General features: G+C 66.9%; 9 protein-coding genes and 1 tRNA gene. 7 read left to right on the forward strand and 3 right to left on the reverse strand.

The genetic code is table 11. The annotated features are described in order from the left end of the window. Nucleotides 1-62: 62 nt before the first annotated feature. Nucleotides 63-3,110 (forward strand): calcium-binding protein, encoded by a 3,048-nt coding sequence (locus G537_RS0102250; protein WP_026868735.1) that lies wholly within the window; start codon nucleotides 63-65, stop codon nucleotides 3,108-3,110. A 54-nt stretch (nucleotides 3,111-3,164) separates the two neighbouring features. On the opposite strand, the gene G537_RS36000 is transcribed toward G537_RS0102250, so the two are convergent. Continuing rightward, nucleotides 3,165-3,416, reverse strand: coding sequence for a DUF1127 domain-containing protein (locus G537_RS36000; protein ID WP_034850354.1), 252 nt, complete (start codon nucleotides 3,414-3,416; stop codon nucleotides 3,165-3,167). A 129-nt stretch (nucleotides 3,417-3,545) separates the two neighbouring features. On the opposite strand from G537_RS36000, the gene G537_RS0102260 reads away from it, so the two are divergent. Continuing rightward, nucleotides 3,546-3,621: transfer RNA gene (locus G537_RS0102260), tRNA-Thr, on the forward strand. Nucleotides 3,622-3,716: 95 nt separating this feature from the next. Next, the gene (locus G537_RS42780; RefSeq protein ID WP_211230261.1) at nucleotides 3,717-4,958 is read left to right on the forward strand and encodes a DNA-methyltransferase; all 1,242 of its coding nucleotides are present in this window, start codon (nucleotides 3,717-3,719) and stop codon (nucleotides 4,956-4,958) included. Here the strand turns inward: G537_RS42780 and G537_RS0102265 are convergent. Beyond that, nucleotides 4,856-7,177, reverse strand: a complete 2,322-nt coding sequence (locus G537_RS0102265) for a hypothetical protein (protein WP_026868736.1) — start codon at nucleotides 7,175-7,177, stop codon at nucleotides 4,856-4,858. The two genes, G537_RS42780 and G537_RS0102265, sit on opposite strands and share 103 nt — an antisense overlap. Nucleotides 7,178-7,702: 525 nt before the next feature. On the opposite strand from G537_RS0102265, the gene G537_RS0102270 reads away from it, so the two are divergent. Then, the gene (locus tag G537_RS0102270; RefSeq protein ID WP_026868737.1) at nucleotides 7,703-8,872 is read left to right on the forward strand and encodes a class I SAM-dependent methyltransferase; all 1,170 of its coding nucleotides are present in this window, start codon (nucleotides 7,703-7,705) and stop codon (nucleotides 8,870-8,872) included. Nucleotides 8,873-9,223: 351 nt separating this feature from the next. After that, a complete protein-coding gene (locus tag G537_RS36005) occupies nucleotides 9,224-9,940 on the forward strand; it encodes a Crp/Fnr family transcriptional regulator (RefSeq protein ID WP_051247697.1) in 717 nt (238 codons plus the stop codon). A 3-nt stretch (nucleotides 9,941-9,943) separates the two neighbouring features. Here G537_RS36005 and G537_RS0102280 read toward each other — a convergent pair whose 3' ends face one another. Then, complete coding sequence (locus G537_RS0102280; protein WP_425402273.1) at nucleotides 9,944-10,405, reverse strand: YaiI/YqxD family protein; 462 nt, start codon at nucleotides 10,403-10,405, stop codon at nucleotides 9,944-9,946. A 107-nt stretch (nucleotides 10,406-10,512) separates the two neighbouring features. On the opposite strand from G537_RS0102280, the gene G537_RS36010 reads away from it, so the two are divergent. Together G537_RS36010 and G537_RS0102290 are read left to right on the forward strand one after the other, a co-directional pair. After that, nucleotides 10,513-11,583, forward strand: coding sequence for a DNA topoisomerase IB (locus tag G537_RS36010; protein ID WP_081688525.1), 1,071 nt, complete (start codon nucleotides 10,513-10,515; stop codon nucleotides 11,581-11,583). 393 nt (nucleotides 11,584-11,976) lie between these two features. Continuing rightward, nucleotides 11,977-13,773, forward strand: coding sequence for an ABC transporter permease (locus G537_RS0102290; protein WP_245578878.1), 1,797 nt, complete (start codon nucleotides 11,977-11,979; stop codon nucleotides 13,771-13,773). Nucleotides 13,774-13,784 lie beyond the last annotated feature (11 nt).

The raw sequence follows: 13,784 nt of genomic DNA on the forward strand, positions 1-13,784 counted from the left end.
CATTTGCGGGCCGGGGGTGGGCGTCGATCGTCTCGCGATTTCAAACGGAACGGATTTCATCCATGGCCATCCATACCGGCACCGAAGGCGCCGACATTCTCGTCGGCGACCGCCCCCTCCCCGACAGCGACACTCTCTACGGCCTCGGCGGCAACGACACGCTCTCGGGCGGCCTCGCGACGGACATCGCCGTCGGCGGCGACGGCGCCGACAGGATCGACGGCGGCTTCCAGGGCGACATGCTGATGGGCGACGACGGCAACGACGTCCTCCAGGGCGGGTCTGGCGCCGACAACCTCACCGGCGGCGCGGGGGCCGACTACATCCGGGCCGGCACCGGCGACGACATCATCGTGATCCAGGATCCGGCCGAGGCGGCCGGCGACCAGATCGACGGCGGCCTCGGCTTCGACATGCTGATGCTCGACTATTCCAGCCAGTCGGCCGGGGTCTCCTTCACCGCCGCCGACCCGATCGCCGCGCGGACGCTGCCCGGCGGCGCCGTGGTCGTCGGCATCGAGCAGCACTTCATCACCGGCACGGATCTCGCCGATTCGATGACCGGCGGCCGCTGGACCGACCTCCTGATCGGCGGCGAGGGCAACGATGCGCTGCGCGGTGGCGGCGGCAGCGACCAGCTCAATGGCGACGGCGGCAACGACATCCTCGACGGCGGCGCCGGCTTCGACGCGCTGAACGGCGGGGACGGCGCCGATTCCGTCCGCGGCGGCTTCGGCTGGGACTTCATCCAGGGCGAAGCCGGGGCCGACCGGCTCTACGGCGAGGCGGGGAACGACGTGATCGACGGCGGCGACGATGCCGACGTGATCGACGGCGGCGACCAGGACGACATCCTCTCCGGCGATGCCGGCGACGACCGGCTGATCGGCGGCAACGGCAACGACGGCCTGAAGGGGGGCCTCGGCGCCGACGTGATCTATGGCGGGGCCGGGGACGACACGGCGACCGTGGCGATCGGCCAGGGCGCCGACCAGATCGACGGCGGCGCCGGCATCGACCGGCTGGTGGTGACCGGCGTGACCGGCAACTTCACCGCGGAAGCCTCCACCGTGCTCCACCGGCTGTCCGACGGCACGCGGTTCATCGGCTTCGAGGCCTATACGATCAGCGGGTCCGCTGCCGCCAACGTCTTCCGCGGCCACGACCGGGACGATGTGCTGAACGGGCTGGGCGGCAACGACACCCTCAGCGGCCGCGGCGGCGACGACGTGCTCGACGGCGGCACCGGCATCGACGTGCTCGACGGCGGCGACGGCAACGACCGGCTGATCGCCGGGAGCGGCGGCAAGGACACGGTCTATGCCGGGGCCGGCACCGACACGGTCGAGCTGAACCGGGGCGACGCCACCGCCGGCCTGACCTTCAGCTTCGCCGGCCGCACCGCCACCCTGTCGGACGGCACCGTGATCACCGATGCGGAGATCATCCGGATCACCACCGGTTCCGGCGCCGACAGGCTGCATGCCGGGGTGGCGCAGCAGGTCAGCTTCAGCGCCGGTGCCGGGAACGACGCGCTCACCGGCAGCGCCGGCGGCGACACGCTCGACGGCGGCGCCGGCAACGATTCGATCAGCGGCAAGGACGGCGACGACGCCATCCGCGACGCCGGCGGCAACAACACCATCGATGCCGGCAACGGCAACGACCGCGTCGAGATCGAGGTCCAGAATGCCAGTTCGGGCGGCGACAGCAGCTATGTCTGGCTCGGCGCCGGCGACGACGCGGCCTATCTCAACCCGGAGGGCGGCGCCGTCCACGGCACCTTCAAGGTCGACGGCGGCGCCGGCACGGACCTGGCCTGGGTCAACCGCTCCGACGCCACGGCCAACCTGGCCTTCACGCTGTCGGCGGCCGCGGGGCTGGTCAATGGCGGCGTCACCCTGCTCAACATCGAGCGCGTCCATATCGAGACCGGGTCCGGCGCCGACAAGCTCACCGGCGGCGCGCTGGACGACGAGTTCATCAGCGGCGGCGGCAACGACATCCTCATCGGCCTCGGGGGCAACGACACGCTCGAGGGCGGCGACGGCGCCGACACGCTGCAGGGCGGCGACGGCGACGACGTGATCTGGGGCCGGGACGAGCTGAGCGATACCGTCGCCGATACGCTCGACGGCGGCGCCGGCAACGATGCGCTGCACATCAACAAGGGCGACTACGCCACCGGCGGCGCCGGGGTCGACCGCGTCTTCGTCGACCTCGCCGACCAGGCCGCGGGGGTGACCTTCACCTTCTCGAACGGCCTGGTGAATGTCGACGCCACGACCCGCTTCGCCGCGATGGAATCGCTGGAGTTCCAGGGCGGCAGCGGCAACGACACGGTGACCGCCGACACCCTGGACGACCGGCTCGAGGGCAATGCCGGAAACGACGTGCTGCGCGGAGGCGCCGGCCACGACACGCTGCTGGACGGCGCCGGCAGCGACCAGCTGTTCGGCGACGCCGGCAACGACAGCTTCACCCGCGACTACGGCGACGGCCGGGGGACGGACCGGTTCACCGGCGGCGACGGGTTCGACACCCTGTCCTTCCTGGAGAACGACCTCGGCCTGTCCGCGATCGTCGACCTGGCCGACAGCAGCCGGAACAACGGGCTGGCGAAGGGTCTCACCCTGTCCGGCTTCGAGGCGGTGGTCGGCACCGATAGCGACGACGACATCCGCGGCGCCACGGCCGGAGAGACGCTGTCCGGCGGCGCGGCCGACGACACGCTGGACGGCCGCGCCGGCGACGACACCCTCGAAGGCGGCTCCGGCGGCGACCTGCTGACCGGCGGCGCCGGCCGCGACCGGTTCGTCTTCGGCGAGGACGCGGTGGGCTCGGGCGACCAGATCACCGACTTCACCCGCGGCACCGACCGGCTGGTGATCGATCGGGCCGGCTTCGGGCTGGAGACGGGGTACCAGCCGTCGCTGATCACCGGCGCCGATCCGCAGGCCACCGGCAGTGGCCCGCAATTCCTGTTCGAGACCGATTGCGGCCGGCTCTGGTTCGATGCCGACGGCGCCGGCAACGAGGCCGAGGCGCAGTTGATCGTCACCCTGACCGGCGTGACGACGCTGGCCGTGTCGGACCTGCTGCTGGTGTAGGCGCAACCGCCGGGGCCGCTGCGCAGGCGGCCCCGGCTTTGCTCGACGAAGCGGCTATCGCCAGAACGGCTTCGACAGCTCGGCCAGCGCGTCGCAGCGGGTCCAGCCGAGATCCTTCAGCTCCGGCTCCGACAGCCGGGCCAGCTCGCGGCGCTGGCGGGCCCGTTCCATCGCGTCCTCCAGCGCCAGCAGCAGGCGCCAGGCCGGCGAAACGGCCGGCGCCGGGCCCGGCCGCCCGGTTCCGGGCCAATTGTCGTTGGCGCTCCGCCCGGCCAGGTCGCGCCATATCGCCGACCCCGCAGACAAGACCCGCCTCCATCCCCACATGAACGGAGACGGAAATCATACGGCCTGCGGCCGCGGCGCCGCCAGCGCGTCGCGCGCCTCTCCTCCCCGCTGGACAGCGGCGGCGGGACTCGATAGGGATGGGCCTGCGCCGGATTAGCTCAGCTGGCAGAGCAGCGGTTTTGTAAACCGAAGGTCGCGGGTTCGACCCCTGCATCCGGCACCATCGCTTGCTACACTGCGCATACAGGCTAGGTGCGTACCTTTTCACCCTCTGGCCAGATTTAGGCATATACGGAAATTTCGGGCCAAGATATTGTGGTGCAACGGGAATCGATACAGGCAGGACAGAGATACAGAGATATGCCGGGCTGGGGGACAACGCACCATGCACAGATCGCTGATGCGCTGAGGCCAGGGCGCCGCGCGTCGATTCCGATCTACAACACCGACCTTGGGGCGGCCTACTGTGGCGATTCCCTCAAAGTTCTCAATAGCAAGCCGTTCAAGGATCTCAGGAACAAAGTTCAACTCGCCTTTACATCCCCACCATTCCCATTAAATACTAAAAAGAGCTACGGCAACCTGCAGGGTGACGACTACATCCGCTGGTTCGCAAAATTCGCGCCACTGCTCCGGGACATGGTCACCGATGATGGCTCGATTGTGATTGAGATCGGCAATGCCTGGATGCCTGGCGAGCCGACAATGTCTACCCATGTGATTGAGGCCTTTCTCCGTTTCCTGAAGAAGGGCAACCTACACCTCTGCCAGGAGTTCATCTGGTACAATCCCGCGAGGCTCCCTTCGCCGATTGAGTGGGTCAACAAAGAGAGGGTGAGGGTAAAAGACGCGTTCACACGCATTTGGTGGATGTCACCCACGACCCGACCCAAGGCCGACAACCGGAAGGTGCTCCGCGAATACAGTCCCAGTATGAAGCGGCTGCTTCAAACCGGAAAGTACAACGCCGGTCCACGCCCGTCGGAGTATCACATCGGCGCCGAAAGCTTCAAATCCGATAATAATGGGGCAATTCCCCCTAACGTCGGCGGAGCGGAAGCGATACCAGCGCTGGACAGTATGGTGACGCCGCAGGGCTTCGCGGAGTATCTTGAGGAGACCACTAACCTACTTAAGGTGGCAAATACACTTTCCAGCGACGACTATCGGAAGTTCTGCGTCGAGCATGGCGTTCCGGTGCATCCCGCGCGAATGCCATCCACTCTCGTCGAGTTCTTCGTGAAGTTTCTAACAGACGAAGGAGATATTGTCCTGGATCCATTCGCCGGCAGCAACACGACAGGCGCCGTGGCTCAAACGCTTCATAGGCGCTGGCTATCAGTAGAGGCCGAGTGGCGGTACGCTGCCCACTCTATAAGCCGCTTTGATCCCAGGGATATAGCCTCAACTTGCGACGAAATCGTCATCACCAAACGAGATGAGCCGGAGCAGAGGCATCATGCCACGGCTACCTCGTCCTCCTCCGAGTCAGAAATGCCGCTCTTCACCTCCTGGGAAGCAACCATAACCGCGATGACCGCAAGACGGGCGCGCTCCTGACGCCCCATCTCCTCGACGGCATCTTCGGGGATCTCCGTTGCGCCCTTGCGTTGAGTCTCTTGGTACATCAGTAGCGAGTGCACTGCGAGCCACATCTCGTAGCGGGAGCGGAAGGACGCCGCCAACGCCTCGTTCTGCTGCTCGAAGCGCCGGACCTCGGTCGAGAAGCGAGGGAAGGCCTCAGAGTAGTAGACGTAAAGTTTGCCACCGGACATGACGAACTTGCTGGCGTGGCGAGCCACATCGATATCATTTGGATCTTCGCAGATATTTTCCCAACGATCATCGTCAGGCCCTGAAACCGCGATGACTTCAAAGTCCGGAAGGGTGCTCTGGCGCTCCTGGTCTTTCGGCTCCGGCGGCTCCACGATTCCATACCCACATTCGTCACTCAAAGCGGGCAGGCCCTTGCGGTACAGCTCGACCCTGATGGAACCCGTTGAACCTACGACCACACTCTCTTGGCACTCAACGCCAATCCGCATCCTCCCACCTTTGAGCGGACTCGTACCGAACACTCGCAGGTCGTCTCCCACAGCTATATTGAGACGCGACGCGTCCGGATTGTCCGCATCGTGGTAATCAGAATTCGCGTCGGTCTCGACCCTGACGTAGCGGCGCTGACCGGCGTAAAAGGGCATATCTTTGTCGTCGTCCCAGACGATGCGGACGAACGTGGGTGGGTCCTTCGGCTCGATTGGCAGGGGCTTGACTCTCGGTGGTCTGGGTTTGATCTCCCTGTCCCCATCTTTTGAGGCTTTGGTTCCGCCGACCTCCTGAAGCGCCGCTCCCGATATGCGGAGCAACTTGGCGACCTGACGGCGCATATGTTTCTGCGCGTCCTCATCCTTCTCCTTCAGACTTTGCTCACGGGCCTCCGCGTTGAGGCGCACGAGTTCGTCATCCGCGCGAAGAGCACCGACAAGCTCGGACTTGATGCGCTCCAGCATATAACCTTCGCGCGACTGCTCCCGGGTGCTTGCAAACAGCAGTCGCTTCGCGTTCGGAGAAAGGCGGTCGCAGTTGATATGGCAAATCAGCCGCCCCTGCGTCTGGAGAAACGGCAGATCGGCACCGTCCTTGTCGTCTTTAATTATCCGGCCGGTGATCTCGCCCTGGTTCTGACCATTATGAGTGAGGACCACGGGCCTCGTCGCGTCCACGAAGTTCTCCGCGGGTTTGGTCCGCTTCTTCCCCTTAGCCACGTCGGGCCTTGCCAGAACCCAGTACTCGATACCGATGGAGCCGTAGTCGCCGAGGTCGACGTTGAACATCGGGACATGGTGATCGAGTGTAGGTCCCTTGGCGTCGTCGTCCCCTTCGTCAACCGCTCCGTTCAGAGCGTTTCGAGCGCCTTTTATGGTGCGGTTCCAGTCGTGGACCCGATTCTCGAACCTGATCGCCGAGACGGGATCGAACATGATACGGCCGAGAATGCCGTACACGCTCTTGGAGCCGAGCGCAGAGGTGTAGGCAGTCAGGTCATAGCCGAAGTGACGAACGATCGTGCCATGCTGGATATCGTCTTCCGCAGCCGGGACTTCCAGCGGCGCATCGTGGTTCACAAGAAACACATATCGACCGGTCTTGAAGTCCTCGGCGGGCAAGTCCTCGTACTTAACCAGCGTGAACCCCACTATATCCACATCGCTCCGTCGCGAGACGATGACAGCATATTTGCAAAAGGCGAACGTGCTGGAGCCACCTTGGCCATAGGTTCCGGCCAAGTAGTGCTTTTGAATCTTGTTGCTCTCGTTGAGGCTAAGAATCGTGCCTTCGAGCCTGTTGGGCTCGATCCCTATCCCCTGATCGACTACGGTTACGAGTCTGGACTGCGAACCCTCGCCGGGCTCCAGACGGATAATCGCCCTCGCAGCTAGGTCCTGGCGTTGCTTGTTCGTGAGGGCAGAGAGCCCATCCTTCTCCGGCACGCCGAGCCAAGCGCTAGCAGCCTCACGAGGAGAGCGGCACGTCGGGACACCACCGTGCCGCTCATGCTCCAGATCCAGGACCGCGTCAAGCATATTGGTTACCCGCTCGATCATCGAGCGACCCGCGTCCGACGCGACTTCGATTGCACCTCGGTTATTCGGCCGGCGCCCTATCGGCTGGAACCTGGCGGTACCGGGGTGCGCCGCCAAGTACACCGCAAGGGCTACCTCGACCTGCTGGGTACTAGTGGCGGTGAGAAGGACGGTGAGGAGTTCGCGTTCGTTCATCAGTCGGTCCCATCAAAGCTCGAACTTCACGCTGACATTGTTCCTCGGCGAGGCGAAATGCACCCTCAACTCGGACCCTGCGATCTCCAGCGCCTTTGTCACATTGCTCCTGCGTTCCGTTCGCGGAAGGGCCGGTTGAAGAGAGTACCGACGCACTCGGCGGTCGAATTTGTCATACTTTATGCGGCTATCCTTCGACATATGGCCTTCCCGTCCACGTAATCCCTTCGAATATTCTGTCGCGCGCTGCCGGTCGGTGCGGCGTCCGCTCTCCTAGGCAATACGGAGCGCAGCGAGAGAAAGTCAAGATACCAGTAAATGTCTGGTGAATATGATGAATGGAAAAATGGAATATCTTCAGATTTTTCGTGGAATAGTAGACTATCTATGATCCCATCGACGCGTCCGGCATCGCGTGTGCCCACCGCCCCTCACCACGCGTGACATAGCGGGATAGGCCCCCTATCCTGCGTTCGCGTTTCCGGATGTTTCCCGGCGTATCCGCGCGTTTCCGAGGGGTATTTGATGCAGAATTCGACGATCCGCCGCGCCTGCTTTGTCTGCGGCTCGACCGAAGGCGAGACGGTGTTCGAAACGGCGATGGATGTCTGCGGCCTCGGCCGCGTCACCTACGCCCTGCGCTGCTGCTCCGGCTGCGGCCTGACGCTGCAGGACCCCGCGGTCTCGCCCGAGACCATGCTGCGCCAGTATCAGACCTTCTCGAACTACACCGCCTTCGGCAGCGGCGAGCCGCCGCTGATCGACACCGCTCGCCGGATGATCACCATGGTCCAGGCCGAGGGCGTGCGGCCGGGCCGGATGTACGATGTCGGCGCGTCGAGCGGGTCGATGCTGTGGCATTTCCGCAAGCTGGGCTGGACCGTGGCCGGCTGCGATCTGTCGCCGAAGGCGTGCGAGCAGGCGCGCGAGCGCAACGGCATCGATGTCGACCTGGGCGGCGACGAGGAAACGCTGCCGCATCGCGGCGGCCAGGACCTGATCACCTTCTCGCATGTGCTGGAGCACGTCTACGATCCGTCGGCGACGCTGCGACGCGTCCACGCCGCGCTGGCGCCCGAGGGCCTGCTGCTGCTCGAGGTGCCCTGCCTGGCCGCGCCGGAGGTCAACCCGCCGGGCCTGTTCATGATGGAGCACGTCAACTATTTCGACGAGACCTCACTGGCCAACCTGCTGACCCGCACGGGCTTCGGCATCCTGCAGGCGCCGGTCACGGTCGACCACTACCCCTACCCCGTGATCACGGTCCTGGCCCGCAAGCAGACGCCGCAGCCCGACGCGCCGCTGATCGACGGCGTCGCCAAGAACCGCGCCTTCTGCCGGGCCTACGGCGATGTCGAGAAGAAGCGCTGGGGCGCGGTCGAGGAGCGGATTCGGGCCGGGATCCGGCCGGGCGAGGAGGTCTATGTCTGGGGCGCCGGGCTGCACACCTCGACCATGCTGGAGCGGACCTCGCTCGAGAGCCATGCCCGGATCCTCGGGATCACCGACCGCGATCCGCAGAAGCACGGGCACGGCCTGGGCTCCCATGTCGTGATCCCGCCCGACGACGTGCTGCGCAGCGGCCGCAAGGTCGTGATCTCCAGCTTCCCGTCGGAGCGGCAGATCGGCGAGGGGCTGCTGCAGGCCGGCGTTCCCCGCGACATGATCGTGTCGCCGCACGGCCAGTTCGCCTGATGCAGCCGGGGCGGAGCGATCCCGAGGGCGTCAGCTGGATTGCTTCGCCCGCCCTGCCTTCCGCAATGTCGACTTCTATCGAAATTCAATAGCAGCCGCGTCAAAACGACCACCCCCAAAATTATCTTAAGTTAATTTCTGAAAATATACGACTGAGCACCACGGCTGCCCCTTTATAGTTGCCGCGAATAGCGGCTTCAACAACATACCTGCCATCGCTCTCCCGCGAATCCGAAACAATGCGGCCCCGGAAGCGATGACGGTATTGTGACGCCCTCGAATCAGGAATTCGCAGCGGATGCTCTGCGCCGGCTGGCGATTTCAGGACCTGCAAGCCGCAACGGGGCGTTCGTGGAGAATAGTCTGGGGTCGCGGGGTCCAGGTTCGTCCGGGCCGTCGCAGAATCTGATCTCGCTGCTGCACCTTTCCTCGGCCGATCTGCGGCAGACGACCGCGAAGGCCGGCCAGGAGATCTGGCCGCAGGACCGGCCGGACCCGCCGGTCGTCCACGTCACCGCAGGCTGGTCCGCCCGCACTCGGCAACTGCCCGGCGGGGCGCGGCAGATCGTCCGCTTCCTGCTGCCCGGCGACGTCGCGGGCCTGCACTCCCAGTTCCTCGGCGCCTCGATCAGCGCGCTCCAGGCCATCACCGACGTGTCGCTGGTGGAGATCCGCCCCGGCCGGCTGCGCGACCGGATCCGGCAGGCGCCCGAGCTCGGCTACGAGATCGGCCTTCTGGCGGCGCGCGAGAAGCGTGACCTCGAAGACCTTCTGCTGGCCATGGGCCAGGACAGCGGCCTGGGCAAGGTGGCGTTCCTGCTGACCGCCCTGTTCCAGCGCGGAATGCGCGCCGGGCTGGTCTCCGGCTCGGTCCTGTCCTTCCCCCTGACCCAACGGCATATCGGCGACGCGCTGGGGCTGTCCGTGGTCCACGTCAACCGGATGCTGCAGCAGCTGCAGCGCGAGGGGCTGATCCGGCTGAAGCGCGGCCGTCTGGAGATGCTGGACGAACGGGCGCTGGCGGCACTGGGCCATGTGCCCGCGCGTCGGGACGAGGCAGGCTCCTGAGCCTCAGGCCGGCCGCGGAGGGCTGCGCCTGAGGCGCACCACGGCGGCGTCGAGCGCCGACAGGAACGCCGATTTGTCCCTGGCCGACATCGGCCTGTTGCCGCCGCCGACCGCGCCCATGGCGCGCAGATCCGCCATCAGCGCCCGGCTGGCCAGGGCCATGCCGATCGAATCCTTGGTGAAGGGCCGGCCGGTCGGGCCGATCACCATCGCCCCCGCCTTCAGGCATCGGTCGGCCAGCGGGATATCGGCGGTGACGACGATGTCCGCCGGCCCGGCGCGCTCGGCGATCCAGTCGTCGGCCGCGTCGAAGCCCTCGCCGACGATCACCAGCCGGATGCGCGGGTCGCGCGGCACCATCACCCCGCCATTGGTGACGACGAAGACGTCCAGCCCATAGCGCTCGGCGACGCGGTAGATCTCCGCCTTCACCGGGCAGGCATCGGCGTCGACGAGGATGCGGATCGGGTCGGTCACGGGCGGCGGCGCGGCTGCGGGTCGGGACCGGAACCATAGCGGCGGCGGTGCCGTTGGTCCAAGCGCCGTTCCCTGCCGAGAACCAGCTTCCCCGCATGGCCGACACCGCAGCACTGCCGGGCACGCTGCCCGACCCGTCCCCGCCCGCGCAGGCGAAGGCCCATGGGCTGCGTTACGTCTCCGACACGGAACCCGGCATCCGGCGGCGCCGGTCGGGCAAGGGATTCGCCTACCGGATGCCCGACGGGCAGCCGGTGCGGGACAAGGCGACACTGAAGCGCATCGCTAGGCTCGCCATCCCGCCCGCCTACACCGATGTCTGGATCTGCCTCGACCCGCAGGGCCATCTGCAGGCCACCGGGCGCGACCAGCGCGGCCGCAAGCAGTACCGCTACCATCCGCGCTGGAAGGAGGTGCGGTCAGAGACGAAGTACAACCGCATGGTCGCCTTCGGCCGCGCCCTGCCCCGCATCCGCAAGCGCGTCGATGCCGACCTGGCGCAGCGCGGCCTGACCCGGACCAAGGTCCTGGCGGCGATCGTGCGGTTGCTGGAAACGACGCTGATCCGCGTCGGCAACGACGAATACGCCAAGGCGAACAAGAGCTTCGGCCTGACCACGCTGCACAAGCGGCATGCCGATGTCGAGGGCGGCGCCGTGTATTTCGAGTTCCACGGCAAGGGCGGCCGGCTGCACCGCACCGGCTTCCGCGACCGCCGCGTCGCCCGCATCGTCCGCTCCTGCCAGGACCTGCCCGGCCACCGGCTGTTCCAGTATGTCGACGAAACGGGCGAGCGGCATTCGGTCGGCTCGGACGATGTGAACGACTATCTGCGCGAGATCACCGGCCAGGACTTCACCGCCAAGGACTTCCGCACCTGGGCCGGCACGCTATTCGCCGCCCGGCTGCTGTCGGCCGCCGATCCCGAGGCGCCGCCGACCAAGGCCGAGGTGGTGCGCTGCATCAAGCAGGTGGCCGAGCAGCTGGGCAACACGCCGGCGGTGTGCCGCGCCTGCTATGTCCACCCGGAGATCGTCGAGGCCTATCTCGACGGCCGCCTGGCCACGACCCTGCGCTGGCCGCCCGGCGACGACACGGACGGCCGCCGCGGCGAGGCCGCGCTGCTGCGCTTCCTGAAGCGGCTGGAGGCCGGGCCGGCCGGCTGATCCCGGCCCCTTCCTTACAAATCGTTCAGGCGCGGAAAACGGCTTGACCGCTGCGCTTCGCGGCGCGATATCGCCCGTGTCGAGGCCAGTTCCCGATGCAATCAAGGATCCGCCGCTCCGATGAGCACGCCCAGTCGACCTAGCGCGACTCTGCCGGCGCCGACGCAGCGAGCCTGACCCCCGGGTCCGGTTCACCTCGTCGCGGCCGGGCCGCGCCGGTGCGAGGTGAACCATGAAGCACCAGTCTTTCGATCTCCGTCGACGCTATCGGCGCCTCTCTCTGGAGGGCGACGACCGAAGGCGAGGCTGACGCCGGCGCTCACCGGCCGTTCCGCGCCGCACATCCCCACGGATGCGCGGTGATTGCGACCGCCTGCCTTCCGGACGGACATCATGACCTTGCACCACCCCGCCCGCGTGGATCGGATGATCCACGCTTCAATAGCCCGTGGTTCGACTTGGGTCGAACCACGGGCGGAGCGTCCGCGCTATCTGCCCAATCTCTGGGACCTGGTGGCGTTCTCCCTCGTCTTCGGCGCCATCGTGCTGGTCGCGCATGGCGGCCGCGCCACCCTGGCGCCGCTGGCCGGTCTCGAGCAGACGCCGATCTCGCTCGACCCGCTGGCCCTGCCCGACTACGCGCTGCGCACCACCCTGCGCATGCTGGCGGCGATCGTCGCCTCGCTGGTCTTCACCTTCGTGACCGCCACCGCCGCGGCCAAGAGCCGGCGGGCGGAGATGGTGCTGATCCCGCTGCTGGACATCCTGCAGTCGGTGCCGGTGCTGGGCTTCCTGTCCTTCACCGTCGCCGGCTTCATGGCCCTGTTCCCGGGCCAGGTGCTGGGCGTCGAATGCGCCGCGGTCTTCGCCATCTTCACCTCCCAGGCCTGGAACATGACCTTCAGCTTCTACCAGTCGCTGAAGACGGTGCCGCGCGACCTGGACGAGGCCAGCCGCAGCTTCCGCCTGTCGCCCTGGCAGCGCTTCTGGCGCCTGGAGGTGCCCTTCGCCATGCCCGGCCTGGTGTGGAACACGATGATGTCGATGTCGGGCGGCTGGTTCTTCGTGGTGGCGTCGGAGGCGATCTCGGTCGGCGACACCACCATCACCCTGCCCGGCGTCGGCTCCTATGTCGCCGCGGCGATCGACCGGCGCGACCTGGCCGCCGTCGGCTGGGCGGTGCTGGTGATGGGCGCGGTGATCCTGGCCTATGACCAGCTGCTGTTCCGGCCGCTGGTGGCCTGGGCCGAGAAGTTCCGCTTCGAGCAGTCGGCCGGCACCAGCGCCCCGCGCTCCTGGCTGCTGGACCTGGCGCAGCGGACCCGGCTGTTCCAGCTGGCGCTGTCGCCGATCGGCCTCCTGGTCCGCACCGTGTCGCGCCGGCGCTTCGCCTTCATCCCGGCCGGGACCGCCGGCGACGGCGTGGTGGCGCGGGTCTGGTCCAGCCGCTGGGCCGACTGGGGCTTCATCGCCCTGCTGCTGGCGGCGATCGCCTATGCCCTGTGGCAGATCATCGGCTTCGTGGCGACGGAGCTGAGCTGGAGCGATGCCGCCGAGGCGGTGCTGCTGGGCGTCTTCACCCTGATCCGGGTGGTGGTGCTGATCGCGCTGGCGACGCTGGTCTGGGTGCCCGTCGGCGTCTGGGTCGGGCTGCGCCCGCGCGTGGCCGAGCGGGTGCAGCCGCTGGCCCAGTTCCTGGCCGCCTTCCCGGCCAACATCGCCTTTCCCTTCGCGGTGGTGGCGATCGTCCGGCTGGGCCTGGACCCGGACGTCTGGCTGGCGCCGCTGATGGTGCTGGGCACCCAGTGGTACATCCTGTTCAACGTCATCGCCGGCGCCAGCGCCTTCCCGACCGACCTGAGGGAGGCCGCGTCCAGCTTCCGCATCCGCGGCTGGAACTGGTGGCGGAAGGTGATCCTGCCCGGGATCTTCCCCTACTACGTCACCGGGGCGCTCACGGCCAGCGGCGGGTCCTGGAACGCCAGCATCGTCGCCGAGGTGGCGAGCTGGGGTGACACCACCCTGACCGCCCATGGCCTCGGCGCCTACATCGCCCAGGCCACCGCCGCCGGCGACTATCCGCGCATCGTGCTCGGCATCGCCGTGATGTCGGTCTTCGTCACCCTGTTCAACCGGCTGCTGTGGCGGCCGCTCTTCACCTTCGCCGCCCGCCGGCTGCGCCTCGACTGAGGGCCACGACC

Source organism: Inquilinus limosus DSM 16000 (assembly GCF_000423185.1).
Classification (GTDB): domain Bacteria; phylum Pseudomonadota; class Alphaproteobacteria; order DSM-16000; family Inquilinaceae; genus Inquilinus; species Inquilinus limosus.

Excerpts from the sequence above, each read along its gene's own strand:
- G537_RS0102250 (WP_026868735.1), top strand. The coding sequence starts at position 63 with ATGGCCATCCATACCGGCACCGAAGGCGCCGACATTCTCGTCGGCGAC.
- G537_RS0102265 (WP_026868736.1), bottom strand. The coding sequence starts at position 7,177 with ATGAACGAACGCGAACTCCTCACCGTCCTTCTCACCGCCACTAGTACC.
- G537_RS0102270 (WP_026868737.1), top strand. The coding sequence starts at position 7,703 with ATGCAGAATTCGACGATCCGCCGCGCCTGCTTTGTCTGCGGCTCGACC.
- G537_RS36010 (WP_081688525.1), top strand. The coding sequence starts at position 10,513 with ATGGCCGACACCGCAGCACTGCCGGGCACGCTGCCCGACCCGTCCCCG.
- G537_RS0102290 (WP_245578878.1), top strand. The coding sequence starts at position 11,977 with ATGACCTTGCACCACCCCGCCCGCGTGGATCGGATGATCCACGCTTCA.